This is a genomic window from Allobosea sp. 2RAB26, assembly GCF_052115465.1.
Lineage (GTDB): Bacteria > Pseudomonadota > Alphaproteobacteria > Rhizobiales > Beijerinckiaceae > Allobosea.
In genome coordinates, this window is record NZ_JBFRGS010000014.1 from 126,403 (window position 1) to 149,688 (window position 23,286).

Genomic DNA, 23,286 nt, shown 5'->3' on the forward strand with positions numbered 1-23,286 from the left:
GGGCCGCAGCATCGGAGCAGTGATGGCGCCGCATCCCCCCGCGCAGCCTATTGCGCCCCATCGTTCGCCTCGATCTCACGCCGTTCCGACACGCTGGGACACAGGCCAAGCCGCGCCGCTTCGGATCCGCGCGCAATCGCGGGCGCTTGGCAGCGGCGAGCCTTGCGATCGACAAGGGGCGGCACCAAGCATCCAACGCACGGGGGAGGCTCGGCAGGCGATTGAGAGAGTGAATGCACGACGGCTCGCCCCCGCACCGCTTGCGATATGCGCGTGGCGTCGAATGGCCATGACTGCTCGAACAACGTGGGCTCGCCGATCATGGCCGCGCAATGGCCGACAACACCGTCGGCCATTCGGCCGAGTGCGAAGCGCTGAATCGTGCTTGAATGGAAGCTTACAAATGGCCCTGAAACGGGCGGTAAGCAGCGCTCCTGAGAAGGAGCCAAAATGGCGCGCCCGAAAGGATTCGAACCTCTGACCCTCAGATTCGTAGTCTGATGCTCTATCCAGCTGAGCTACGGGCGCGTATCAGGTGGCTCGGCCGTGGCCGCGTCGATCTGATGTGGCGGGAATAACCGCAACGCTTCGGCTTGGCAACCCCCGTCTTCCCGGAAATCTGACATTCCCGGGGATGAGGGGGCAAGCGCGCCAAAAACGCGCGGGATGCTCAGTCTTCGCGCAAGCCACCACCGGCAATTGCGGCAACCTCGGCGCTTTCCTGTCGCGCTTGCTTCGCGGCGCGATTCTTCGGCAATTTCTCGGCAATGCCATAGAGCTGTTCGCGCCGGTCCATCTCGCGCCAAACATCCGCGGGCGCGATCCCGATCTCGCTCCAGAGCACGACGAGATTGTAGATCAGGTCGGCGCTCTCGAGGATCACCCGCTCGCGGTCGGCCTGAACCGCTTCCAGCCCGACCTCCACCGCCTCCTCCGCGAGCTTCTTGGCCATCTTCGGCAGCCCCTCGCCGATGAGCTTGGCGGTGCGCGAAAAGGCCGGGTCGCGCGTGCGCGCGGCAAGGACCGCAGTGTGAAGCTTGAAAACCGAATCAACCATATCGCGAGCCTCACCCCCTCATGTGAGCATTTCGTGACAGGGAGCTCAGGCAGCGCGCAGCGCGAATCACTCCCCAGGAAATGGTAGAGCAAATCGCAGGACGCGAAATGTTTGTTTCACGCCGAGACGAACTTGGAACGATCAGTCCGCAGCGAAGGGAGCGAAGGACCGGACCACGTCGCGATAGACGGCCTGCTTGAACGGAATGATCAGATCGGGCGTCTCTTCCAGCCGTGCCCATCGCCAGGCCTCGAACTCTGCCTTGTGACCTCCTGCCGGGTGCAGGATATCGATCTCGCTGTCGGGACCGTCGAGGCGGAAGGCGAACCATTTCTGGGCCTGGCCGCGCCAGCGGCCCTTCCAGGCCTGTTGGCCGATATCCACGGGAAGATCATAGCTCAGCCAGACCGGCACCTCCGCCAGCAGCGAGACGGAGGTGACATTGGTTTCCTCCTGCAGCTCACGCAGCGCCGCCTGATAGGGCGTCTCGCCGGGATCGATGCCACCTTGCGGCATCTGCCAGGCAAAGCCCGGCGCAACATGCTCGCGCTTGGTCTTGTCCGCCCGCCGCCCGACGAAGACGAGCCCGTCGCGGTTGAACAAGGCCAGCCCAACGCAGGGGCGATAGCCGGGAGGCGGCTCGGTCATTTCAGGGAACCTGTTGTGGAGGGATTGCGCAGTCCGCGGGCTGCGCTGACCGGCACGATGACGAGGCCCTTGGCCTCCAGAGATTTGGCCCAGCGGGCAATGCGCTCGATCGAGACCGGCAGCGCGCTCGCCGCGCCGATCGCCACACCCTGCTCGCGCGCCTGAGTCTCAAGCCGCTGCAGCTGCTGGTCGATCGCATCCGCGCGGGTGACCGTATCGATCACCCTGTCGACCTTGAGTGCCGGAATCTGCGCCCGCGCTGCCGCGCTCGCGAGCTGGCTGCGCGAGGACGAGCCGTCGTCGACGACCATCAGCCCGCGACCGGCGATCTCGCGCAGGACCGGCGACAGGGCGTTCTCATCCGCCGTCAGCCGGCCTCCAAGGAAATTGACGATGCCGACATAGCCGGTGAATCGACCGAGCACCCAATGCAGCCGATCGAGATTCTCAGCGGCCTTGGGGCCGGAGAGCAGGGTGTGCGGGCCGGGATCGTTGTCGGGATAGTCGAACGGTTCCATCGGCACCTGCAGGAAGACCTCGTGGCCGTCGCCACGAGCCCGCTGCACGACGCGCTCCAGCTCGACCCCATAGGGCGCGAAGGCGAGTGAAACCGCGCCAGGCAGCTGCGTGATCGCATCTGCCGTACCATTCTGGCTGATGCCCAGCCCGCCGACGAGAAGCGCAATGCGGCCGGCCGGCTTGGTCTCAGGCGCCGGACCTAACGGGCGGGCATAGACCTGCATCGGTGTCGCGCCGTCCAGCGCCACCTTCGGCAGAAGGCCGAACCGGCTGCGCTCGACCAGCCGGTTGTCGGGAGCCGGCGCGAGCTTGACCTCGCCGCTATCGGGAATCGTGATCACGATCGCACCGGGAGCCTCTGCCCCCGGGCGCACGACGGTCACCCCTGATTCGGTTTCAAGCTGGCGCGCTGTGGATTGAGAGCGCGGATCTCTGACATTCGGTTCGCCAGCAGGTGCAGCCGCGATTTCTCTTGAAGACTGCCTGATCTCGATCGCGGCAGTCGCCATCGGCTCGCCACCGTCGGGATCGCGCCGGAACAGCAGGATGGCAATCACCGCAAGCGCCGTGCACCCCACCGCCCCGCTCAAGGCAAGTGACAGCATGCGCGTCCACGGCTTGCCGTGGCGCACCGGGCGACCCTGCCCCAAGGGCCGATCGAGCTCGGTAAGCGGCGTTCCGGCCAAGGGCAGCCGTCCTCAGCTGTTCGAAACGGACCCGAATCAGCGGCCCGCACGCCTAGTCTTGGCGCGTGCGGGGCCAGCAGTCGAGAGCGCCGGAGAACGGCGCTCTCCTCGCAGTCGGATGGAGATCAGTTCGGCTTGGCGGGCTCTGGGGTCGGAACCGGGCCGGCGACGTCCTTCTTGACACCCCGCAACAGATTCAGCGCGGCAAGAAGCTGCGTATCCTTGGCCGGGTCATTCGGCACATAGGAAGCCGAACCCGACTGCTCATCCTTGCCGTCGCCCGACTTGAGATGGCCCTTCAGGGATGCCTCGCCCTTGTTGTCCGTCAGCTTGTCCTTGAGCTCTGGCGGAATCTCCTGGACGACCTCGATATCCGGCGTGATGCCCTTGGCCTGGATCGAATTGCCCGATGGCGTGTAGTAGCGCGCCGTAGTCAGGCGCAGGCCGCCATTCGAGCCGAGCGGGATCACCGTCTGCACGGAGCCCTTGCCGAACGAGCGCGTGCCCATCACGGTTGCGCGCTTGTGATCCTGCAGGGCGCCGGCAACGATCTCGGCCGCCGAGGCCGAAGAGCCGTTGATCAGAACCACGACCGGCTTGCCCTTGGTCAGGTCGCCCGACTTGGCGTTGAAGACCTGGGTCTCCTCGGCATTGCGACCGCGCGTCGAGACGATCTTGCCGCGCTCCAGGAACGCGTCCGACACCAGCACCGACTGGTCGAGCCTGCCACCGCGATTATTGCGCAGATCGATCACATAGCCCTTGATCTTGTCGACACCGATCTCGGCATTGACCTTGTCGAGCGCCTTGCGCAGTCCCTCATAGGTCTGCTCGCTGAAAGTGCCGATGCGGATATAGCCGACATCGCCCTCAACCCGCTCCTCGACCGCCGGGACGACGATGGTGGAACGCGTCAGGGTGAACTCCAGCGGATCCGGCTTGCCCGGGCGCTCGATCTTGAGCTTGACCTGCGTGTTGATGATGCCGCGCATCTTCTCCACGGCCTGGGTCAGGCTCAGGCCTTTCACCTGGTCACCATCGATCTCCCTGATGATGTCGTTGGCGAGGATGCCGGCCTTGGAGGCGGGCGTGTCGCGAATCGGCTTGGCGACCTTGAGGACGCCGTCCTCCATCGTGACCTCTATGCCGAGGCCGCCGAACTGGCCGCGCATGTCCGTGTCCATGTCACGGAAACTCTTGGCGTCGAGATAGGCCGAATGGGGATCGAGCGAGGAGACCATGCCGTTGATCGCGGCCTCGATCAGCTTCTGCTCGTCGGGCTTCTCGACATAGTCGGTGCGAATCTTCTCGAAGATATCACCGAACAGGTTGAGGCTACGATAGACCTCGGCCGAGGCCGCGACCGCGCTGGTCGAGGACAGCAGGTGGGTCTGCGTCGCCAGACTGGTAAGGCCCGCGCCAACGATTGCGCCGGCGAGAACGAGGGAGACCTTGCGCATCATCCGCGAACCTTTTCGCTTTGCGATTTCGTCCACCACGGTGCCGGGTCGATCGAAACGCCGTCTTTTCTGAACTCAATATAGAGAACCGGTTCCCCAGTCCCCGAACCTACGATCGTCGCGGCAGCTTCCGACGTTTGCCCCATCATCGCAACCGGTTCCCCGGCAAGGACGAATTGGTTCAGCGACACGTCGATCCGCTGCATGCCGGCCAAGAGCAAATAGTACCCCCCACCCGCGTTCAGGATCAAGAGTTGCCCGAAGGAGCGGAACGGCCCAGCATAAACAACCCAAGCGTCGGAAGGCGCCGAAACTAGGGCATTAGGGCGGGTTGTCAGTGAAATTCCGCGCGTCGTGCCGCCAACGCCGTCATTGTCACCAAAACCACGCAATTGTGATCCGGCAGCGGGCAGCGGCAGCATGCCGCGAGCTTCCGCGAAAGCGATCTTCGGCGCAAGCCGGGCCGGGTCCTTGAAAGCGAGCGCCGCCATGCGTTGCCGCTGCTCGCGGGTCTCGGCCTCCAGAGCCTGGCGCGCCGCTTCCGCGGCGCGATTCGCGACGGAGATTTCCTTCTCGATGCGCTCGACGAAATCGCGCAGACCCTTCGCCTGCGCCGCAAGCTCTCCGCTCATCCCGCGCTGCGCCTCGATATCCTTGGCGGCGCTGGCCTCGCGCTCGCGCCTGGCGTCGATCAGCGAAGCAAGGCGCTGGCGCTCGCCCGCGAGCGTTTCCAGCTCACCGGTCATCGCCTTGCGCTCTTCCGCGATCCCGCCGCGCAACCGCACCAGCTCGCCGAGATCTGTGCCGAGGATCTCGATCTCCTGGCGCAGATCGGGCACCACGGCGCCCAGCAGCATCGACGCGCGCACCGCCTCCAGGATATCCTCCGGCCGCACCAAAACGGCCGGCGGCGGCCGGCGGCCGATCCGCTGGAGCGCGGCCAGGACTTCGCCGATCAAGCCGCGGCGGCCTTCGAGGGAACGCCGGATCGCGGTTTCGCTGGTCTGCAGAAGCGCCAGCCGCTCCTCGATCGCGCCAATACGACGTTCGACCCCCTGGGTACGGGTCGTCGTCTCGAGCAGCGCCTTGTTGAGACCGGCCCGATCGGCCCGGATCGTGGCGATCTCAGCCTCCAGCTTGGTTCGCGCCTCGGCATTGCCGGCCAGCCGTTCCTCGATCGCCTTCAACTCGGCTTCGCGGGCCTGTTTCTCCGCCTGTTTCTGCGCGATTTCGGGCGCCACGCGATCCGGATCGGGCGCCGGCTCCTGAGCGTTGACCGGCAGATGACCGAGACCGAGACCGAGCGCGAGCCATAGCAAAGCGGCGCTGCCGAGGCGACGCGAACTGGCTCGAATCACTGATGCGACGGACGTCATGCGCGATGATAGGGATGTCCGGCGATAATCGTCATGGCCCTGTAGAGCTGCTCCAACGCAAGCACGCGCACGAGCTGATGCGGCAATGTCAGGGCCCCGAAGGACAGCGTCAGATCAGCACGATCCCGAATGGTCTCATCCAGCCCGTCCGCTCCGCCGATCACGAGGCTCGCGGTACCCGTACCGGCGTCTCGCGCGGCGGCGATCCTGCCGGCGAAGGCATCGCTTGTCAGGCTCCTGCCACGCTCGTCGAGGGCGATCAGCAGCCCCGGCGAGAGCTTTGAAAGGATCGCGGCAGCCTCATCGCGCTTGCGCTCTTCAGGCCGCCGCGCCCGGCTTTCAGGCAGCTCCGTGACATCGGGCCCAGTCAGGCCAAGGCTGCGCCCGAGACCATGGCTACGTTCGCGGTAGCGCTCGCAGAGGTCCCGTTCCGGCCCGTCCTTGAGTCGGCCGACGGTGATGATGGCGAGCCGCACCGGAAATCAGGATCAGCCGACGAGCCGCTCATTCGGGCGGTCGGCGCCCCACATCTTTTCCAGATTGTAGAACTGGCGCACTTCCGGCCGGAAGACATGGACGATGAGATCGCCCGTATCGATCAGCACCCAGTCGCAGGCAGGCATGCCCTCGACCTTCGGCGTCGGCAGTCCGGTCTTCTTGAAGGCCTCGACGAGGCTGTCGGCAATCGAGGCGACGTGGCGGTTCACGCGCCCTGACGCGATGATCATCGCGTCAGCCAGCGAAGTCTTGCCAACCAGGTCGATGACAGTGATGTCCTCGGCCTTCATATCTTCGAGAACATGGATTGCGAGGGCCACGCTGTCGGCGGACGGGTTTCCGGGGACAGCAGCCTGGGGAAGCGGCTTCGGCTCGGCTTCACCAAGGGTTTGACGGTTCAGTTCCGTATCCTCACATGACGACGCGCTCTCAGCGCGACGATCCTAAATTAAGCGATATGAGGTCGAAATTCAATCGCGACCAGCCAACTGGCGCAAATAGGTCGAGGACAGCTCGGAGCGCCGGCCATGCAGGAACACCCAGGCGGGGGGCTCCAGCAGCGGCAGGGCGGCAGCGGCATTCTCGGAAACCCGCCAGCGCGACAGCCAGTTGGCGGCCGGCGAAGCCACAGCGCGATGCGTCGATCCCGGGCGGTCGATCACGGCGATCGGCATCATCCGGGCAATGGCTCGCCACTCGTTCCAGCGGTGGAAACCCGCAAGATTGTCGGACCCCATGATCCAGACGAAGCGGACGCCAGGGCAGCGCAATTTGAGGGCGCGCAGGGTATCGGCGGTATAGCGGGTGCGCAGGCTCGCCTCGACCCCGGTGACATGGATGCGGGCGTGATCGGCAAGCTCTTGCGCCGTCGCAATGCGTTCGCCGAGCGATGGCAGGGCCGCATTGTCCTTGAGCGGATTGCCCGGGGTGACCAGCCACCAGACGCGGTCGAGCTGCAGCCGACGCAGCGCCGTCAGGCTCGCCATGCGGTGACCGTCATGTGCCGGGTTGAAGCTCCCGCCGAACAAGCCGATCCGAAGGCCCGGTGCATGGGGCGGCAGGCGCAGATCCTCTGCCCTCACGGCCGGATCTGGCCGCTGCCATGAACCCGGTATTTGAAGGAGCAGAGCTGCTCGACACCGACCGGCCCGCGCGCATGCATACGCCCCGTCGCGATGCCGATCTCGGCGCCGAAGCCGAACTCGCCGCCATCGGCAAACTGGGTCGAGGCATTATGGACGACGATGGCTGAATCGACCTCGGCCAGGAAGCGCTGCGCCGCCGCCTCGTCGGCAGTCACGATTGCATCTGTATGGTGCGAACCGTAGCGCTCGATATGCGCGATCGCCGCATCAAGCCCGTCGACCACCTTCACCGCAATGATCCGGTCCAGATATTCGGTTGCCCAGTCCGCCTCGGTTGCAGGCGTCACCTGCGGATTGGCCGCCTGTGCGGCGACATCGCCACGAACCGCGCAACCGGCCTCGACCAGCATCCTGAGGAGCGGCTGCAAATGGGTTGCAGCACAGGCGGCATCGACCAGTAGGCTCTCGGCCGCGCCGCAGACGCCGGTACGGCGCAGCTTTGCGTTCAGCACGATCGCCTTGGCCATGTCGAGATCGGCGGCTCCATGGATATAGACATGACAGTTGCCGTCGAGATGCGCGAAGACCGGCACGCGCGCATCGCTCTGGACACGGGCGACCAGGCTCTTGCCGCCGCGCGGCACGACGACATCGACGGCACCGCCGAGCCCCGCCAAAATCTCGCCGACCGCTGCGCGGTCACGTGTCGGCACCAGCTGGATCACGTCGCCCGGCAACCCTGCAGTTTCCAGTCCCTGGCGGAGCGCTGCAGCAATCTCGGTCGAGCTGCGGAAACTATCCGAGCCGGCGCGCAGGATCGCGGCATTGCCGCTCTTCAGGCAAAGCGCGCCGGCATCGGCGGTGACATTCGGGCGGCTTTCGAAGATCACCGCGATCACGCCAAGCGGTGTCGCCACGCGCTCGAAGGCAAGGCCATTGGGCTGGGTCCATTTGGCGAGCACGCGACCGACGGGGTCGGGCAACAGGGCGATGCTCGCCACCGCTTCGGCAACCGCCGCCAACCGGGGCTCGTCCAGCATCAGACGGTCGATGAAGGCGGCGTTCTGGCCGGCGCCGCGCGCCTCCTCGAGGTCTCGTGCATTGGCGGCGAGGATCGCCGGCGCACGCTCGCGCAGGGCCTCGGCCATCGCCGTCAGCGCCGCGTTGCGCTGCTCAGCCGACGCAAGCGCGACCTGCCGCGCAGCAGCGCGGGCCTGCCGGCCGAGCCCATGCATGACCGTGCCGATATCCTCTTGGCCATCGCTTGCAGAAACCACGCGCAGCGCGCCTTCGCCAGTCATCGTCAACTCACCCGTTTCCTTGAGCCCGGCGACCTTAGCCGACACCGAGCGCCATGTCGTCACGGTGGATCATCTCGGCGCGCCCGGGATAGCCGAGGATCGCCTCGATATCGCGCGAGGCTTTGCCGAGCACGAGCCCCGCCTCCCCCGCATCATAGGCCACCAGCCCGCGGCCGAGCACGCGCCCATCCGGATCACGGATGAGCACGGCATCGCCACGCGCGAATTCACCCTCGATCCGGCTGACGCCGACAGGCAGCAGGCTCGCTCCACCGCGCAAGGCACGAGCGGCCCCTGCATCGACATACAGGGTGCCGCGCGGCTCGAGCGAGCCGGCAATCCAGGTCTTGCGCGCCGTCGCAGGCGTCGAAGCCGAGAGAAACCAGGTGCAGCGCCCGCCAGCCACGATCGCACTGAGCGGGTTCTTCGTCCGCCCATCGGCGATCAGCATATGAGTGCCGCCCGCCGCCGCGATCTTGCCCGCTTCGATCTTGGTGCGCATGCCGCCGCGGGAGAGTTCGGACGCTGCTCCGCCCGCCCTGGCCTCGATCTCCGGCGTGATCCGCTCGACCAGCGGGATATGGCGCGCAGCCGGGTCCCGCGCCGGCGGCGCCGTGTAGAGCCCATCGATATCGGAGAACAGCACCAGCAGGTCGGCGCCCGCCATGGTCGCGACACGCGCGGCGAGGCGGTCATTGTCGCCATAGCGGATTTCGGTCGTCGCGACCGTATCATTCTCGTTGATCACCGGAATCGCGCGCAGATCGAGCAGGCGGCCAAGCGTGGCGCGCGCATTGAGATAGCGGCGGCGCTCTTCGGTATCCGCCAGCGTCAGCAGGATCTGTCCGGCGGTCAGCCCGTGATGTCCCAGCGCCTCGGACCATGTCCGCGCCAGCGCGATCTGCCCGACGGCCGCAGCCGCCTGGCTTTCTTCCAGTCGCAGCGGACCGCTCGGAAGTCTGAGCACGGTCCGGCCGAGCGCAATTGCCCCCGACGAGACGACAAGCACATCGGCGCCGCGCAAGTGCAGTTCGGCGAGATCCTCAGCGAGCGCGGCGAGCCAGGCCTGGCGCAGCCGGCCGCGCTCGCGGTCGACCAGCAGGGCCGAACCGACCTTGACCACGATGCGGCGGAACTGACTCAGCGACGGCGTGTTCACGGAGAAGACCAGGATCGAGTAACGGAAGCGAGGATTGCCTGTTGGCGAAAACCCGACACTTGTAAAGCGCACCGCCGCCCGTTCGGTTATGCATGCCCATGCAAAAGCATGCCTGAACCCCGGCAATTGCATTGACATTCACTGTTCGAGAGGCCATATGGCGGCCGTCGATATTCGGCCGAACGCCGCGGTCCTGCGCATGTCAATGTGCCCGCCGACGACCTTCCCCGCTCAGATCGAACAACCGGCGCGCGGCCTTCTGGTGCGCTTCAACATGACGCTGCGAAGATTTCGCTGGATCTCGGGCCCGGGTTCAGCGCGATGTTTTCGCATTTCGAATGAAGGAAACCAGGATGCAGGTTCTCGTCCGCGACAATAACGTCGACCAGGCGCTGCGAGTGCTTAAGAAGAAATTGCAGCGCGAAGGCGTTTTTCGTGAGATGAAGCGCCGCTCAGCTTATGAGAAGCCATCCGAGCAGCGCGCCCGCGAAAAGGCCGATGCCGTTCGCCGTGCCCGCAAGGCCGCTCGCAAGCAGGCTCAGCGCGAAGGCCTCATCGCCGCGCCGAAGCCCAAGGCGAAGCCGACCCGCGCCGCAGGCGCAGCGCCTGCGCGCTGATTACAATACACATCCGGCCAGTTCTGGATTATTGCCCCCGCGGGCTCGCGAGTTAGAGCCCGTTCAACCCAAGAAGGTAGACCTTGAAGAACCCGAACGACCGCAGCTTCACTGATCGTCAGTCCAACTCCGCCAATGCCAAGAAGGCGCTACTAGAGCGTTTCCAGGCACGGCCGAAGGCCGATGACCCGATCATGCAGCAGCGCCGCGCGGAGCGCCAGGCCATTGCCGATGCACGCGCTGTCCGCGACGCCGAAAAGGCCGCCGCCCGCGTCGAGGCCGAGCGCCTCGCGGCGATCGAACGCGCCGCCCAGGAGGAAGCCGAGCGTCAGGCCGAACTGGTGCGTGAGGCGGCCCGCAAGGCCGAACAGGCCAAGCGCGATGCCGAGCGCCCCCGCAAGGTTCTGCTCGAGGCCGTCCAGTACATGCAGATGCGCGCTGCCGGCAAAGGCCGCCGCTGAGCGACGCTCCGCCTTCCGGGGTCGAAAGACCTCGATCCCAAGACGACGATACGAGAATGAGCCGCGTGTAACGCGCGCCTCATTCTTTCTGTTTTCGCAATGCTCCTCCTTCGCAGCGACGAGCAATTGCGCTTTGCCTCAAGGGCGCAAGCGCCCTCTTCCCGTCGCGCCCAGGCTCTTTCCTGGCCCTGCGCCACGGAGGAAAACTCCGGAAATCCGGCGTTTATCGCCGATTTTCGGCCTTGCTCAGTCGACCTGACATCAGGCTCCACTAACGCAACGGCACTCCCTTGCCTCTGAAGCGGCATAGCCTCTCCCGTTCTTGTGCAGTCGCGAAGGCGATCACGATCGAATTTGTAAGACTTTAGTATTACGCCTATCGCTTGCCACGGCAACTGAATACAGCAACTCTGGGATATCGCGGCCAGCAGGCCGCAATAACGACACGCCAGATACATGGCGGCACACCCAGGGAGGGAATCCATGACTACGGAGACCGCTAAACCTCGTTCGAACCGTCGCAACTTCCTCAAGGTCGCAACACTTGCGGGCGCTGGCGCCATTGCCATGCCCCAGGTCAGCCGCGCCCAAACGGTGACGTGGAAGTTCCAGTCCACCTGGCCGACCAAGGACATCTTCCATGAATTCGCCGGCGACTTCGCCAAGCGGGTCAATGACATGTCCGGCGGCCGGCTGAAGCTGGACGTGCTCGCCGCGGGCGCAGTCGTCCCGGCCTTCCAGATGCAGGATGCGGTCGCGGCCGGCATTCTCGATGGCGGGCATGGCGTCTGCGCCTATTGGTACGGCAAGAACAAAGCCTTCTCGCTCTTTGGCACACCTCCGTCACTTGGCTGGGACGCAACCAGCTTCCTGGGATGGATGAATCATGGCGGCGGCTATGAGCTCTATAACGAGCTGGTCGGCCAGACCCTGAAGCTCAATCTCGTTGGCTTCCTCAGCGGGCCGATGCCCTGCCAGCCGCTTGGCTGGTTCAAGAAGGAGCTCAAGACCCCCGACGACTTCAAGGGCCTGAAATACCGCACAGTCGGCCTCGCGGCCGATTTGATGAAGGAGATGGGAGCCGCAGTCACGATTCTGGCCGGTGGCGAGATCGTGCCGGCGCTCGAACGCGGCGTCATCGACGGCGCCGAGTTCAACAATCCTTCCTCCGACTCGATCCTTGGTTTCCAGGACGTCGCCAAGGTCTACATGCTGCAAAGTTACCATCAGGCAGCCGAGAGCTTCGAGCTCATCTTCAACAAGACGAAATTCGATGCGCTCGCCCCCGAGCAGAAGGCGATCATCAAATATGCGGCGGAAGCAGCCTCCTCCGACATGATCTGGAAGGCGCTCGACCGCTATTCCAAGGATCTCGACATGTTGCGCTCCAAGGGCGTCAACGTCGTCCCGACCCCGGAGGTGATCCTCAAGGCCCAGCTCGTCGCCTGGGACAAGGTGCTCGACAAGCTTTCTGCCGAAAACGCCTTCTTCAAGAGGGTGGTCGAGTCGCAGAAGGCCTGGGTCAAGCGCACCGTCGCCTATGAACGCGTCAACACGCCTTCGCGCGAACTGGCCTTCACCCACTTCTTCAAGGCCTGAGCCTCTGCCCGCATCCGGACGCCCGCCACCCGCAACCGGCCTGGCGGGCGTTTGCGCCGACGAGCTCTGCAACGTGCCGTGGAGACCCTGATGGGCATCGTGCTCGCGATCGACAAGTTCAATACCGCCATCGGGAAACTCGCCGGCTGGACGATTCTGATCCTGACCCTGGCGATCAGCTACGAGGTCTTCTCGCGCTACGTCCTGCGTGCACCCACCGAATGGGCTTTCGACGTCAGCTACATTCTCTATGGCACTCTGTTCATGCTGGCCGGCCCTTACGCGCTCGCACGCAATGCCCATGTGCGCGGCGATTTCCTCTATCGCCAATGGGCCCCGCGCACGCAGGCCGGGCTCGATCTGGCGCTGTATTTTCTGTTCTTCTTCCCCGGAGTCATCGCGCTGGCCTGGGCCGGATACAAGTTCGCCGCCTTCTCCTGGATGATCGGGGAGCATTCCTCGAACTCTCCCAACGGGCCGCCGCTCTATCACTTCAAGTCGCTGATCCCGATCGTCGGGGTCCTGATGTTCGTCCAGGGGCTCGCCGAGGTGGCGCGTTGCGTCATCTGCCTGCGCACGGGCGAATGGCCCCCTCGCCTGCATGATGTCGAGGAGACCGAGAAGCTCATCCTCGAGGAAGCCGCAACCCGCGAGGGATCGATTTGATGTTCGGACTGGGCAATCCCGAACTGGGCGTGGTCATGCTCGTCCTGTTCATCCTCTTCATCATGCTCGGCTTCCCCATCGCCTTCACGCTGATGGCACTCGGCGTCGGCTTCGGTTACTGGGCGATGGGCGACAATGTCTTCGCGCTGGTCGTGCAGCGAGCCTATTCGGTCATGGCCAGCGACGTGCTGGTCTCGATCCCGCTCTTCATCTTCATGGGCTACATCATCGAGCGGGCGAACATCCTCGACAGGCTGTTCCACTCGATCCAGATCGCGCTCGGCAATGTTCCCGGCTCGCTGGCCATCGCGACGCTCGCGACCTGCGCGATCTTCGCGACCGCAACCGGCATCGTCGGGGCGGTGGTGACGCTGATGGGGCTGCTCGCCTTTCCCGCCATGCTGCGTGCCGGCTACGACGTGAAGCTCTCGGCCGGCGTCGTCTGCGCCGGCGGCTGCCTCGGCATCCTGATCCCGCCGAGCGTCATGCTGATCCTCTATGGCGCGACCGCGGGTGTCTCGGTCCCCAAGCTCTATGCGGGCGCGCTCTTCCCCGGGCTGCTGCTGGCGGGCCTCTACATGGTCTATGTCATCGTTCGCTGCACCCTCAACCCGGCGCTGGCGCCGAAACTGCCGAAGGAACAGACGGACGTTCCCTGGAGCAAGGTCCTCTGGGCGCTGATGACCAGCTTCTTTCCGCTGACCATCCTGATCATGTCCGTGCTCGGTGCGATCTTCTTCGGGCTCGCGACGCCGACCGAAGCGGCCGCGATCGGCTCGCTCGGCAGCCTGATCCTGGCCGCAGCCTATCGCTCGCTCTCGTTCGGCAAGGTCAGGGAATCGGTCATCCTGACGGCGCGCACCTCGGCGATGGTCTGCTGGCTCTTCGTCGGCTCCTACATCTTCTCGTCGATCTTCGCGATTCTCGGCGGGCACGAACCGATCAAGGATCTGGTCACGGCGTTGAACCTGTCGCCGACCATGTTCCTGATCGTCGCGCAGCTGATCATCTTCGTGCTCGGCTGGCCGCTGGAATGGACCGAGATCATCGTGATCTTCGTGCCGATCTTCCTGCCTCTGCTGCAGTTCTTCAATATCGACCCACTGTTCTTCGGCATCCTGATCGCGCTGAATATCCAGACCTCGTTCCTCTCCCCGCCGGTAGCGATGGCACCCTTCTATCTGAAGGGCATCGCGCCACCGCACGTGACCATCAACCAGATCTTCTCCGGCGTGATGCCCTATCTGCTGATCGTGCTGTTCGCGATGGTGCTGGTCTATGTCTTTCCCGGCATCGCGCTCTGGCTGCCGAAATACCTTTACGGCTGAACGCCGCCGAGCATCCTGCGAGCAGGACAGGAACCTGCCCGCCCTTGCGGCCCCGCTTGTTCGGGGCCGCTGCCTTGCCTACAGATCAGGGGCCCTGCGAGACGTGCTGGGACGGAGGGCGAGGTTCCGCCCGTGACCCGAGGCCTCATGACCACGACGCCGACGCCTGTTCCCGAGACCGGCAGCCCTCAGCCTGGTCGCAAGGGGCGACTGCATGGTGCGACGGTCGCGACGCTGCGCCGGATGATCATCACCGGCGAATTGCCGGCGGGACAGAAGCTGCGGGAGCAGGAGATCTGCGAACAGCTCGGCGTCTCGCGCACGCCCCTGCGGGAGGCCCTGCGCACATTGGCAGCACAGGGATTGGTGAGACTGACGCAGAATCGCGGCGCCGAAGTCGCCTCGCTGACCCTCGACGATATCCTGGGGCTCTACGAAGTCGTCAGCACCTTGGAAGCCCTGGCGGCGCGGCTCGCCTGCAAGAACATCTCGGACGAGACCGTCGCCGAGATCGGCATGCTGCATTACCGGATGATGCGGCACCAGGCGCGCGCCGAGCAGCTGGAGTATTTCGCGCTCAACCAGCAGATTCATCGGGCACTTGTCGAGGCGGCGCGCAACGCGGCCCTGCTCGAAGCCTGGGAGGGATTGTCCGCACGCATCGAGCGCGCGAAATACCTTCCGAACCTTCAGCCCACGCGCTGGAAGGCGGCGATGCAGGAGCACGATGCCATGCTCGCCGCCCTTGTCGCCCGCGATGGCGAGGGCCTGGCGCGGCTCATCCAGATCCATTTTGCCAATAGCCTCGCCGCCATCCTCGCCGCCGCCAACCCGGGCGGGGAGCATGCGGCCGAGACGCCAACGCGGCAGGGCGATGACGAGCATGAGACGCCCTGACGGGCAGCTCTATCGCCCCTGCCAGTTGGGCGCGCGCTTGGCCAGGAAGGCTTCCATGCCCTCGCGGAAGTCAGCGCTCATGTAGCACATCAGGACGAGGTCCTCGTCGTCGGCATGGCCGCGTGCAGCGGCGATCCGGCGCAAGCCTTCCTTGGTGGCGCGCATTGTCAGCGGCGCATGACCCGCGATGGTCTGCGCCAACTCTCCGACCCGCGCGAGCAGAGCCGCATGATCGGCCACCAGCTCGCCGTAGAGGCCGGCGCGGTGGCCTTCCTCCGCCTCGATCAACCGAGCCGTGAAGACCATGTCCTTGACCCGCGCGGGCCCAAGCAGCGAGGCGAGCCGGGCGAGGTTGTTCATCGACAGGCAGTTGCCGAGCGTGCGCGCGATCGGGAAGCCGAAGCGGGCCGACTGCGTCGCGACCCTGAGATCGCAGGCACAGGCGATGGCGGCTCCACCGCCAGTCACGGCGCCCGAGATCGCCGCGATTGTCGGAATCGGACAGCTCTCGATCGTGGTGATGATCTCCTCGATCCGCGTCTCGTAGTTGAGGGCGTCCTCTGGCTTGTTGAACGCACGAAACTGCGAGATGTCGGTGCCTGCAGCGAAGGCTTTGTCACCTGCCCCGGTCAGGACCAGCACCTTGGGTGAACCATGGCCCTCGATGTCGCCGCAGATCGCGGCGATGCGGTCATACATCCCGAAGGTCAGCGCGTTGCGGGCCTGCGGACGGTTGAGGGTGATGGTGCCGACCCCGTCCTTCAAATCGTAAAGAATCTCGTCGTTCATCAGCCCGCTGCTCCTTCAGATCGCCCCGGCCTCGCGCAACCGCGCGACCGCTCCTGAGCCATAGCCGAGTTCGGCCAGGATCTCGGCATTGTGCTCCCCTGCCTCCGGCGTCGGCGAGACGACGCCGGCGGGTGTCCGCGACAGGCCGACCGGCTCGCCCACCACCCTGAAATCCCCAAGGATCGGATGGCTGACCGGCTGTGCGATGCCGAGATGCTGCACCTGCGGGTCGTCGAACATCTCGTCGACGGCATAGATCGGTCCGGCCGGAACGGCATGGTCCTCGAAGGCCGCAAGCCAATGCGCCGAATCCCTCTGGGTCAGAATGCTCTCGATGATGACCCGCAGTTCCGGGCGCTTGTCGTAACGCTTTTCCATGCTGTCATAGACCGGGTTGTCGCCGAGTTGGGGATGACCGATCGCCTTGCAGAAGGAGCGCCAATGGCCCTCGGCGCCGACGCCGATATTGATATGGCCGTTCTTCGTCGCGTAGACGCCCATCGGCGTCGAATAGGGGTGATCGTTCCCGGCCTGCGGCGGCACCGTTCCCTCGACCAGGAAGCGCGCAGCCTGAAAATCCATCATCGCAATCTGGGCTTCGAGCAGGGAGGTCTGGACCCATTGGCCGAGCCCCGACGTCTCGCGCTCGGTGATCGCCACCAGCGCCCCAAGCGCGCCATAGAGGCCCGCAGCCGAGTCTGCGACGGCAATTCCGGCGCGCACCGGCCCCTGCCCCGGCAGGCCGGTGACCGACATCATTCCACCCATCCCCTGGGCGATCTGGTCAAAGCCGGCGCGGGTCCGGTAGGGACCGCTCTGGCCGAATCCGGAGACCGAGACCAGGATCAGGCGCGGATTGAGCTTGTGCAGCGTTTCGAAATCGAGCCCGAGCCTGTCCTTCACGTCCGGGCGGAAATTCTCGATCAACAGATCGGCACTCTCGATCAGCTTGAGCAGGATCGCTTTGCCCTCGGCAGTCTTCAGATTCAGCGTCAGCGAGCGCTTGTTGCGGTGCAGGTTCTGCATGTCATAGCCATGCCGCGCGCCGCTCATGTTCTCGTTCGGATCGAGCCCCGGCGGGCTTTCGACCTTGATCACGTCGGCACCGAAATCCGCAAAGACGCGTGCGCAGGTCGGCCCGGCCCGGACACGTGACAGATCGAGAACACGCAGTTTCGCAAGGGCGGAGGAAGGCGTCGGGCGGGGCATGGCTCGGCAGGCGTTGGCGACAAGGGCGCCGACTATGGGTGCACCCCGGCGGGGCGTCAACGCCCCTCGCATCTTGCATGCAAAACCATGTGAATGCAGGCCCATTCAGCTAAGGCATTCGAGTGCAGCCCCAAATACGCGGGAAACATGTATGCAAACTATCGTCGAAGCTTGAGCCACCGGATCACGTCCGCTTCGCCGCTCCTGTTCTCGTCGGGCTTTCCAAGGCAACAGGATCGCTGGCCGGAAAGGTCGCCCGAAGAGCATCGTTCAGTTCGGCGTCCTTGCCCTTCCCGCGTTGCGCCTTCCTTTGCTCCGCCTGCTCCTTGCGCAGGCTTTGCGTGGCCGGATTGGCCTTCTTGACCGCGCTCGCCATGACATCCCCCGCTTCGGATCACTGATTGTCGCGATACACGTCGCGACATGAAACGAAACGCGAATCCCGCCTCAGCGTTCCCTGAGCCGGGCGCTAGGCCCGCCTGTGACCATAGGCATGGTGCACGATACGGCTGAATGAGCGATAGAGTTGCTCAAGCCGATCGAAATTCCCGCCATCCTGCGTGATCGGCCCGGCGCTATTGGCGATGGCGACCAGTTGCAGCGCGATATCGCCGCGCGGGATGTCGTTGGAAAGCTCGCCCCGTGCCACGGCCTGATCAATTCCGGCGACCACGAGATTCTCGAGCGTCAGGCCGAACTGAGCCAGCGCCTCGCGCGCCTTTGGGCCGATCACATCCTGCTCCAGCCGCATCCGGCCGATCAGGCTCCAGGGATTGGCGGTCGTGGCCGTTGGATTGTAGCGGAGATAGCGCTGACGGTTCGACTCCATCATGCCACAGATCTTGTCTTCGAAGCTCTTGTCGCTGCGCCAGTTCGCTTCCCAGTTCGCCAGCGTCTGCTCGACGTAGTCGACAATCACCTCCTCGGCGAGGTTGAGCTTGTTGCCGTAGTAATAGTGGATGTTCGCGCGCGTCGTGTTGAGGACGTCTGCGACATCCCGGAAGCGGAAGCCCTGGTAGCCATTGCGGATCAGGAGCTCTGCCGAGATTTGCTTGATCTCCTGCTTCATATCTCACTCCGCCGCATCGATTGCGCCCTTCTGGAGCCGTTTCGAGCCGCCGTCCAGTATGCCGCGTCGCGGATGGATCTTCTCGCCAGAACGCTTCTGCATTGGCGCCATGCCAGATCGCGAAAGGGCTGGACGCAAGCCGGCAGCACTCCCATCTGCCACGGGCGCGGCATGATGAGCCGGGCGTCGATACGCAGGAGCGCTGCATGGTTGATTTCTCGGTCCTCGACCTCTCCCCGGTGATCGAGGGGCAGGAGCCCGGCGACGCTCTGCGCAATTCTCTCGACCTTGCCCGCCACGCCGAGGCGCTCGGCTATCGCCGCTACTGGGTCGCCGAGCATCACAACATGGTCGGCATCGCCAGCGCCGCAACGGCAGTGGTGATCGGCTATCTTGCGTCTGGAACCAAGACCATCCGCCTCGGTGCCGGCGGCATCATGCTGCCCAACCACGCGCCTCTCGTCATTGCCGAGCAGTTCGGAACGCTGGAATCGCTCTATCCGGGCCGGATCGATCTCGGCCTCGGCCGCGCTCCGGGCACCGACCAGCGCACGGTTCGGGCCCTGCGACGCGACCCGATGGCCTCGGACAGCTTTCCGCAGGATGTGCTCGAGGTGCAGGCTTTCCTCGCCCCCGTGCAGCCCGGGCAGGTGGTGCAGGCCGTGCCAGGGGGAGGCACCGAGGTGCCGCTCTGGATCCTGGGTTCCAGCCTGTTTGGCGCGCAGCTCGCTGCAGAACTCGGTCTGCCCTACGCCTTCGCCTCGCATTTCGCACCGGACGCGCTGATTCAGGCGCTTGCGATCTACCGCGAGCGTTTCAAGCCGTCGGAGCAGTTGGATCGGCCCTATGCGATGCCGGGCATCAACGTCATTGCCGCCGATACGGATGAGGAGGCTCGCTATCTCTTCACCTCGGTCCAGCAGCGCTTCATCGACATGATTCGTGGCACGCGCGGCAAGCTGCAGCCACCGATCGACGATATCGAAAGCTACTGGTCCCCGGCCGAGAAGGCACATGTCTCGCAGATGCTGCGCTACGCCTTCGTCGGCTCGCCGGAAAGCCTGAAGCGCCAGCTCGATGCGTTTCTCGACGCGACGGCGGCCGACGAGGTGATGGTCACGGCACCGATCCACGATCACGGCGCTCGCAAGCGCTCCTACGAGATTCTCGCCGGCATCGTTCCGGCCCTGGCGAGAAGCCAGCCCAGGGCCGCGCAAGCGTCATTGCACCCGTGACACGCGGACGCTGAGACTGGCGCGTCGCGAGGCGCGCCAGAGATTGAGGGCGAGGGCCGCGAGGAAGAATCCGGCCTGGACCACGACGATGCACGGACCGGTCGCGGCATCGAGATGAAAGCTCAGGATCGTACCGAGCACGCTTGAGACGGTCGCAACACCGGCCGCCACCATGAGCATCCGGTCGAACTGGCGCGTCATCAAATAGCCGATGGCCCCCGGCGCGATCAGCATCGCAACGACCAGGATGATACCGACTGCCTTGAGTGCCGCGACGATCGTCAGCGCCAGCAGTATCAGCAAGCCGAAATGCAGCGCTGCGACCGGGAGGCCAATGGCACGCGCATGAGCCGGATCGAAGGAGACGAGCAGAAAATCGCGCCGCTTCGCCAGCATGATCGCGATGGTCGGCACCGCGATCAGCGCCGTCTCCGCGATATCGGCCCAGCGCACGCCGAGCATGTTGCCGAACAGGATATGCATCAGGTGCTGGTCGCTATCGACCTTGACGAAGAGCACCAGCCCCAGCGCAAACATGCCGGAGAAGACGATACCCATCACCGTGTCCTCCTTCACCCGGCTGTTCTGCTTGAGGTAGCCGATACCGACGGAGCAGCCGAGCCCGGCAGCGAAGGCGCCGATCGCCAGCGGCAAGCTCAGGATATGGGCGAGCACGATGCCGGGCAGCACCGCATGCGAGACCGCATCACCCATCAGCGACCAGCCCTTGAGCACGAGGAAGCAGGAAAGCACCGCGCAGACGAGACCGACCAGCACCGCGACGATCAGCCCCCGCTGCATGAACTCATGCGCGAACGGCGAAAGGAACCAGGTTTCGATCAGGCTCATGCGGCTTGCTCCGGAAGGGTCCGGGCCGCCCGGCGCGCCGCAAGACGGCCGTGCTTCGGCGCGAAGATGAACGCGAGCAGGAACAGTACGGTCTGGAAGACGACGATCAGCCCGCCGGTCGAACCGTCGAGAAAGTAGCTGGCATAGGCGCCGATCGCGCTGGTCGTGACACCCATCGCAACCGCGATGATGATCAGGCGACCGAAACGGTCGGTCAGCAGGTAGGCGGTTGCGCCCGGCGTCACCACCATGGCGATCACGAGGCAGGCTCCGACCGTCTGCAGGGCTGCGACCGTGCAGGCGCTGAGCAGCACGAAGAAGAGGATCTTCAGGCGCGTCGGCGAGAGGCCGACGCTGCGTGCCTGGTTCTCGTCGAAGAAGACCAGCATCAGGTCCTTCCAGCGCGCGATCAGGATCACCAGAGAGACGAAGGCGATGATCGCGACCTGGACGACGTCCTCGTCGGAGATGCCGAGGATGTTGCCGAGCACGATCGATTGGACGTTCACCGAGGTCGGGTTGATCGAGACGATCAGCAGCCCGACGGCAAAGAACGTGGTGAAGACGATGCCGATCACCGCATCTTCCCGCAATTGCGTGCGCACCCGGACCAGGGACATGGCGAGCGCCGCCAGCAGGCCGGAGAGGAAGGCACCGGCGGCATAGGGCAGCTTCAGCAGATAGGCGAGCGCGACGCCCGGCACGATCGCATGCGCCAGTGCGTCGCCCATCAGCGACCAGCCCTTGAGCATCAGATAGCAGGACAGGAAGGCGCAGACGCCGCCAACCAGCGCCGAGACCCAGATGGCCTTGACCATGTACTGGTAGGCAAAGGGTTCGAGCAGGAGGTCGATCACCGGACCACATCCCTGCTGGCGTCGACAACCACCTCGTGATCGCGCTCGCCATAGAGCACGAGCGGGCGTTCGTCGTCGGTCAGGACGGTGACGCGCCGGTCGTCGGCATCGTCATGGAGTTGCGCGCCGCCGAGTCGGAAATGTCGGAGCACGCCGCCGAAGGCCCGTTGCAGATTGGCTTCGGTGAAGGTGGTCGCGGTCGGGCCAGCCGCCAGCACGGTCTTGTTGAAGATCACGACCTGGTCGCAGAAATCCGGGATCGAGCCGAGATTATGGGTCGAAACCAGCATCAGCCGCCCTTCGGACCGCAATTCCCGCATCAGACCGACGATCGCATCCTCGGTCTTGACGTCGACACCGGTGAAGGGCTCGTCCAGCAGGATGACCTGCCCGCCCTGCGCCAACGCCCGCGCGAGAAAGACGCGCTTGCGCTGGCCACCGCTGAGCTCCCCGATCTGGCGGCGTCGGAAATCCAGCATATTGACGCGCGCGAGCGCCTCCTCGACGGCCTCCTTGTCGGCGCGCCGGGCTATGCGCATCAGGCCCATATGGCCGTAGCGTCCCATCATCACGACATCGTCGACGAGAACCGGAAAGCTCCAGTCGACCTCCTCGGACTGCGGCACATAGGCGACGAGCCCGCGCTTCAACGCCTGCCGCACCTCCAATCCCGCGATCGCGACGCTGCCCTGAGCCGGCTTAAGAAAGCCCATGAGCGTCTTGAACAGGGTCGACTTGCCCGAGCCATTAATGCCGACCAGGGCGCAGATCGTGCCCGCGCCGAGGGCAAAGGAGGCATCGTTCACCGCTGTCACGCCATTGCTGTAGCGCACCGTCACGCCCTCGACCGTGATCGAGGGTGTCAGGCCAAGCGCGCCCGGTCGGCCAGTCACATGAATGTTCACTGCCCGAACCCCTTCGCGATCGTGTCGACGGTCACCTCCAGCAGCTTCAGATAGGTCGGTACCGGCCCGTTCTCGGCGGAAAGCGAGTCGACATAGAGGACGCCGCCATAGGCCGCTCCGGTTTCGCGGGCGACCTGCCTGGCAGCCTTGTCGGAGATCGTGCTCTCGCTGAAGACGGCGGGAATCTTGTTCTTGCGCACGAGATCGATCAGGCGCCGCACTTGCTGCGGTGTGCCCTGTTCATCGGCATTGATCGGCCAGAGATAGGCCTCCCGCCAGCCAAAATCGCGCGTGAGATAGCTGAAGGCGCCTTCGCTGGAAACGAGCCAGCGGCGGCCTTCCGGCACCTTGTCGAGCCGGGCACGCAACGGCGCGTCGATCGCCTTGATCTGCTCGGAATAGGACTTCGCGTTCCTGGAATATGTCTCGGCATTCGCTGGGTCCGCAGCCGCCAGCGCCTTTCGAATGTTCTCGACATAGATCAGCGCGCTCGCCGTCGACATCCAGGCATGCGGATTGGGCTTGCCCTCATAGGGGCCCTCCTTGATGCCCATCGGCACGATGCCTTCGGTCACGACCGCGCTCTTCACATCCTTGACGTTCTCGAAGAAGCGCTCGAACCAGCGCTCGAGATTCAAGCCGTTCCAGAGCACGAGATCGGCCGATTGCGCCTTCACCACATCGAGCGGCGTCGGCTGGTAGTCATGGATCTCGGCACCGGGCTTGGTGATCGATTCCACGATTGCTGCAGTGCCAGCGACGTTCTGCGCGATGTCCTGGATCACCGTGAAGGTCGTGACGACGCGCAACGGCTTGGCCTGCCCCGCCTGAGCCAACACTCCCTGGCTCGTTGCTGCAAAACCGGCCGCGAAGGCGATGGCGGCGGCCAGAATCGTGAAGCGTCGACGCGAAGGCATGATCTCTCCTGCTACAGGCTCGATCCATTTACGCTAATGCAAATCACTTGCATCTGTCAACGCAATTGCAAATGATTTGCGATAAGCCTCAATTTTTGC

Annotated in this window: 25 protein-coding genes and 1 tRNA gene; 7 read left to right on the forward strand and 19 right to left on the reverse strand. The window is 64.8% G+C overall.

What is annotated here, in order from left to right; genetic code table 11:
* Positions 1–451: 451 nt before the first annotated feature.
* From AB4118_RS24435 to proB, 11 genes are all read right to left on the reverse strand, one after another.
* Positions 452–528, reverse strand: a tRNA-Arg gene (locus AB4118_RS24435).
* A gap of 142 nt (positions 529–670) precedes the next feature.
* Positions 671–1,057: a phosphoribosyl-ATP diphosphatase gene (gene hisE / locus AB4118_RS24440; RefSeq protein WP_441492173.1), complete on the reverse strand. Its 387-nt coding sequence runs from the start codon at positions 1,055–1,057 to the stop codon at positions 671–673.
* Positions 1,058–1,198: 141 nt separating this feature from the next.
* On the reverse strand, positions 1,199–1,705 hold the full coding sequence (locus AB4118_RS24445) for an RNA pyrophosphohydrolase (RefSeq protein WP_441492174.1): 507 nt from the start codon (positions 1,703–1,705) through the stop codon (positions 1,199–1,201).
* Complete coding sequence (locus tag AB4118_RS24450) at positions 1,702–2,910, reverse strand: divergent polysaccharide deacetylase family protein (protein WP_441492175.1); 1,209 nt, start codon at positions 2,908–2,910, stop codon at positions 1,702–1,704. The genes AB4118_RS24445 and AB4118_RS24450 overlap by 4 nt, the downstream gene beginning before the upstream one ends.
* A gap of 125 nt (positions 2,911–3,035) precedes the next feature.
* Positions 3,036–4,370 (reverse strand): S41 family peptidase, encoded by a 1,335-nt coding sequence (locus tag AB4118_RS24455; RefSeq protein ID WP_441492176.1) that lies wholly within the window; start codon positions 4,368–4,370, stop codon positions 3,036–3,038.
* Positions 4,370–5,746 (reverse strand): murein hydrolase activator EnvC family protein, encoded by a 1,377-nt coding sequence (locus tag AB4118_RS24460; protein ID WP_441492177.1) that lies wholly within the window; start codon positions 5,744–5,746, stop codon positions 4,370–4,372. The genes AB4118_RS24455 and AB4118_RS24460 overlap by 1 nt, the downstream gene beginning before the upstream one ends.
* Positions 5,743–6,222: a 23S rRNA (pseudouridine(1915)-N(3))-methyltransferase RlmH gene (gene rlmH / locus AB4118_RS24465; protein WP_441492178.1), complete on the reverse strand. Its 480-nt coding sequence runs from the start codon at positions 6,220–6,222 to the stop codon at positions 5,743–5,745. The genes AB4118_RS24460 and rlmH overlap by 4 nt, the downstream gene beginning before the upstream one ends.
* Positions 6,223–6,234: 12 nt before the next feature.
* Positions 6,235–6,564 (reverse strand): ribosome silencing factor, encoded by a 330-nt coding sequence (rsfS, locus tag AB4118_RS24470; protein ID WP_441477524.1) that lies wholly within the window; start codon positions 6,562–6,564, stop codon positions 6,235–6,237.
* Between the two features lie 150 nt (positions 6,565–6,714).
* Entirely contained in the window at positions 6,715–7,326 is a 612-nt protein-coding gene (locus tag AB4118_RS24475) for a nicotinate-nucleotide adenylyltransferase (RefSeq protein WP_441492179.1), read from the reverse strand.
* A complete protein-coding gene (locus AB4118_RS24480) occupies positions 7,323–8,564 on the reverse strand; it encodes a glutamate-5-semialdehyde dehydrogenase (RefSeq protein WP_441492213.1) in 1,242 nt (413 codons plus the stop codon). The genes AB4118_RS24475 and AB4118_RS24480 overlap by 4 nt, the downstream gene beginning before the upstream one ends.
* A gap of 100 nt (positions 8,565–8,664) precedes the next feature.
* Complete coding sequence (gene proB / locus AB4118_RS24485) at positions 8,665–9,789, reverse strand: glutamate 5-kinase (protein ID WP_441492214.1); 1,125 nt, start codon at positions 9,787–9,789, stop codon at positions 8,665–8,667.
* A 353-nt stretch (positions 9,790–10,142) separates the two neighbouring features.
* Here proB and rpsU point away from each other — a divergent pair, with 353 nt between their 5' ends.
* The 6 genes from rpsU (at position 10,143) to AB4118_RS24515 (ending at position 15,357) form a co-directional block, all read left to right on the forward strand.
* Positions 10,143–10,406, forward strand: coding sequence for a 30S ribosomal protein S21 (gene rpsU, locus AB4118_RS24490; RefSeq protein ID WP_069882405.1), 264 nt, complete (start codon positions 10,143–10,145; stop codon positions 10,404–10,406).
* Positions 10,407–10,489: 83 nt separating this feature from the next.
* Positions 10,490–10,867, forward strand: coding sequence for a DUF6481 family protein (locus AB4118_RS24495; protein WP_441477526.1), 378 nt, complete (start codon positions 10,490–10,492; stop codon positions 10,865–10,867).
* 483 nt (positions 10,868–11,350) lie between these two features.
* Positions 11,351–12,466: a TRAP transporter substrate-binding protein gene (locus tag AB4118_RS24500; RefSeq protein ID WP_441492180.1), complete on the forward strand. Its 1,116-nt coding sequence runs from the start codon at positions 11,351–11,353 to the stop codon at positions 12,464–12,466.
* A 90-nt stretch (positions 12,467–12,556) separates the two neighbouring features.
* A complete protein-coding gene (locus AB4118_RS24505) occupies positions 12,557–13,132 on the forward strand; it encodes a TRAP transporter small permease subunit (protein ID WP_441492181.1) in 576 nt (191 codons plus the stop codon).
* Positions 13,132–14,460, forward strand: a complete 1,329-nt coding sequence (locus AB4118_RS24510; RefSeq protein WP_441492182.1) for a TRAP transporter large permease — start codon at positions 13,132–13,134, stop codon at positions 14,458–14,460. The genes AB4118_RS24505 and AB4118_RS24510 overlap by 1 nt, the downstream gene beginning before the upstream one ends.
* 147 nt (positions 14,461–14,607) lie before the next feature.
* The gene (locus AB4118_RS24515; RefSeq protein ID WP_441492183.1) at positions 14,608–15,357 is read left to right on the forward strand and encodes a GntR family transcriptional regulator; all 750 of its coding nucleotides are present in this window, start codon (positions 14,608–14,610) and stop codon (positions 15,355–15,357) included.
* Between the two features lie 9 nt (positions 15,358–15,366).
* Here the strand turns inward: AB4118_RS24515 and AB4118_RS24520 are convergent, their stop codons facing one another.
* The 4 genes from AB4118_RS24520 to AB4118_RS24535 all read right to left on the reverse strand — a co-directional run bounded on the left by AB4118_RS24520 (position 15,367) and on the right by AB4118_RS24535 (position 18,424).
* Positions 15,367–16,146 carry an enoyl-CoA hydratase/isomerase family protein gene (locus AB4118_RS24520; protein ID WP_441492184.1) on the reverse strand — a complete coding sequence of 260 codons (780 nt, stop codon included), beginning with the start codon at positions 16,144–16,146 and terminating at the stop codon, positions 15,367–15,369.
* 15 nt (positions 16,147–16,161) lie between these two features.
* A complete protein-coding gene (locus AB4118_RS24525; protein ID WP_441492185.1) occupies positions 16,162–17,355 on the reverse strand; it encodes a CaiB/BaiF CoA transferase family protein in 1,194 nt (397 codons plus the stop codon).
* A 184-nt stretch (positions 17,356–17,539) separates the two neighbouring features.
* On the reverse strand, positions 17,540–17,731 hold the full coding sequence (locus AB4118_RS24530) for a hypothetical protein (protein ID WP_441492216.1): 192 nt from the start codon (positions 17,729–17,731) through the stop codon (positions 17,540–17,542).
* A 93-nt stretch (positions 17,732–17,824) separates the two neighbouring features.
* On the reverse strand, positions 17,825–18,424 hold the full coding sequence (locus AB4118_RS24535) for a TetR/AcrR family transcriptional regulator (protein ID WP_441492186.1): 600 nt from the start codon (positions 18,422–18,424) through the stop codon (positions 17,825–17,827).
* A 206-nt stretch (positions 18,425–18,630) separates the two neighbouring features.
* On the opposite strand from AB4118_RS24535, the gene AB4118_RS24540 reads away from it, so the two are divergent.
* A complete protein-coding gene (locus AB4118_RS24540; protein WP_441492187.1) occupies positions 18,631–19,659 on the forward strand; it encodes an LLM class flavin-dependent oxidoreductase in 1,029 nt (342 codons plus the stop codon).
* Here AB4118_RS24540 and AB4118_RS24545 read toward each other — a convergent pair.
* The 4 genes from AB4118_RS24545 to AB4118_RS24560 are packed head-to-tail and all read right to left on the reverse strand — an operon-like array spanning position 19,645 to position 23,187.
* Positions 19,645–20,508, reverse strand: a complete 864-nt coding sequence (locus tag AB4118_RS24545; RefSeq protein WP_441492188.1) for a metal ABC transporter permease — start codon at positions 20,506–20,508, stop codon at positions 19,645–19,647. The genes AB4118_RS24540 and AB4118_RS24545 overlap by 15 nt on opposite strands.
* On the reverse strand, positions 20,505–21,365 hold the full coding sequence (locus tag AB4118_RS24550; protein ID WP_069878913.1) for a metal ABC transporter permease: 861 nt from the start codon (positions 21,363–21,365) through the stop codon (positions 20,505–20,507). Before AB4118_RS24550 ends, AB4118_RS24545 begins: the two co-directional genes overlap by 4 nt.
* A complete protein-coding gene (locus AB4118_RS24555; RefSeq protein WP_441492189.1) occupies positions 21,362–22,270 on the reverse strand; it encodes a manganese/iron ABC transporter ATP-binding protein in 909 nt (302 codons plus the stop codon). Before AB4118_RS24555 ends, AB4118_RS24550 begins: the two co-directional genes overlap by 4 nt.
* Positions 22,267–23,187 carry a metal ABC transporter substrate-binding protein gene (locus tag AB4118_RS24560; RefSeq protein ID WP_441492190.1) on the reverse strand — a complete coding sequence of 307 codons (921 nt, stop codon included), beginning with the start codon at positions 23,185–23,187 and terminating at the stop codon, positions 22,267–22,269. The genes AB4118_RS24555 and AB4118_RS24560 overlap by 4 nt, the downstream gene beginning before the upstream one ends.
* Positions 23,188–23,286: the final 99 nt, after the last annotated feature.

Bases quoted from the DNA above. Each gene is read 5' to 3' on its own strand.
- AB4118_RS24530 (WP_441492216.1), bottom strand. From the start codon at position 17,731: ATGGCGAGCGCGGTCAAGAAGGCCAATCCGGCCACGCAAAGCCTGCGC.
- AB4118_RS24455 (WP_441492176.1), bottom strand. From the start codon at position 4,370: ATGCGCAAGGTCTCCCTCGTTCTCGCCGGCGCAATCGTTGGCGCGGGC.
- rpsU (WP_069882405.1), top strand. From the start codon at position 10,143: ATGCAGGTTCTCGTCCGCGACAATAACGTCGACCAGGCGCTGCGAGTG.
- AB4118_RS24525 (WP_441492185.1), bottom strand. From the start codon at position 17,355: ATGCCCCGCCCGACGCCTTCCTCCGCCCTTGCGAAACTGCGTGTTCTC.
- AB4118_RS24545 (WP_441492188.1), bottom strand. From the start codon at position 20,508: ATGAGCCTGATCGAAACCTGGTTCCTTTCGCCGTTCGCGCATGAGTTC.
- hisE (WP_441492173.1), bottom strand. From the start codon at position 1,057: ATGGTTGATTCGGTTTTCAAGCTTCACACTGCGGTCCTTGCCGCGCGC.
- AB4118_RS24535 (WP_441492186.1), bottom strand. From the start codon at position 18,424: ATGAAGCAGGAGATCAAGCAAATCTCGGCAGAGCTCCTGATCCGCAAT.
- AB4118_RS24445 (WP_441492174.1), bottom strand. From the start codon at position 1,705: ATGACCGAGCCGCCTCCCGGCTATCGCCCCTGCGTTGGGCTGGCCTTG.
- AB4118_RS24510 (WP_441492182.1), top strand. From the start codon at position 13,132: ATGTTCGGACTGGGCAATCCCGAACTGGGCGTGGTCATGCTCGTCCTG.
- AB4118_RS24515 (WP_441492183.1), top strand. From the start codon at position 14,608: ATGACCACGACGCCGACGCCTGTTCCCGAGACCGGCAGCCCTCAGCCT.
- AB4118_RS24540 (WP_441492187.1), top strand. From the start codon at position 18,631: ATGGTTGATTTCTCGGTCCTCGACCTCTCCCCGGTGATCGAGGGGCAG.
- AB4118_RS24505 (WP_441492181.1), top strand. From the start codon at position 12,557: ATGGGCATCGTGCTCGCGATCGACAAGTTCAATACCGCCATCGGGAAA.
- AB4118_RS24460 (WP_441492177.1), bottom strand. From the start codon at position 5,746: ATGACGTCCGTCGCATCAGTGATTCGAGCCAGTTCGCGTCGCCTCGGC.
- AB4118_RS24500 (WP_441492180.1), top strand. From the start codon at position 11,351: ATGACTACGGAGACCGCTAAACCTCGTTCGAACCGTCGCAACTTCCTC.
- AB4118_RS24520 (WP_441492184.1), bottom strand. From the start codon at position 16,146: ATGAACGACGAGATTCTTTACGATTTGAAGGACGGGGTCGGCACCATC.
- AB4118_RS24560 (WP_441492190.1), bottom strand. From the start codon at position 23,187: ATGCCTTCGCGTCGACGCTTCACGATTCTGGCCGCCGCCATCGCCTTC.
- AB4118_RS24480 (WP_441492213.1), bottom strand. From the start codon at position 8,564: ATGCATGGGCTCGGCCGGCAGGCCCGCGCTGCTGCGCGGCAGGTCGCG.